Raw genomic sequence first — 465 nt, 5'->3', positions numbered from 1 at the left:
AAGTAGGTGTGGATCAGGTGGTTGCCGGTGTCGCGGCCGAACACCTCCGTGACGTTGCCCTGCGGCTTGTAGACCACCACCGGGTCGGACGCGAACGTGGCGGCGGGCATGCCCAGCAGATCCGACCAGCCACCCGAGTTGTCCGCGATGTACGCGTGCACCGGGGCACCGGAGCTGTTGCGAACGAAGACTTCGGTCACGTTGCCCCGCGGCTTGTAGACCACCGCGGGAGTGCCGGTGATCGTCGAGCTGCCGATCACCGTCCAGGGCGACCAGGAGGACATGCCGTCACCGAAGTAGGTGTGCACGAGCCTGTTCGCGGTGTCACGAGCGAACACCTCGGTCACGTTGCCCGCGTTCTTGTGCACGACCACCGGGTCCGACGCCAGCTGCCGTCACCGTGTGGCAGCCACTGCGACCAGCCGCTCATCCCGTCGGACAGATACGTGTGGATCAGCTTGTTGT

The 465-nt window shown here is 65.6% G+C and carries 1 protein-coding gene; it reads right to left on the bottom strand.

The genetic code is table 11. The features are described from left to right. Positions 1 to 374 (bottom strand): hypothetical protein (locus UK23_RS39765; RefSeq protein ID WP_196778089.1); only part of this gene is annotated, 374 nt, incomplete at its 3' end. Positions 375 to 465: the final 91 nt, after the last annotated feature.

It is taken from the genome of Lentzea aerocolonigenes (assembly GCF_000955955.1).
Taxonomy (GTDB): Bacteria; Actinomycetota; Actinomycetes; order Mycobacteriales; family Pseudonocardiaceae; genus Lentzea; species Lentzea aerocolonigenes_A.
This window is presented reverse-complemented; position numbering and strand designations above follow the sequence as displayed.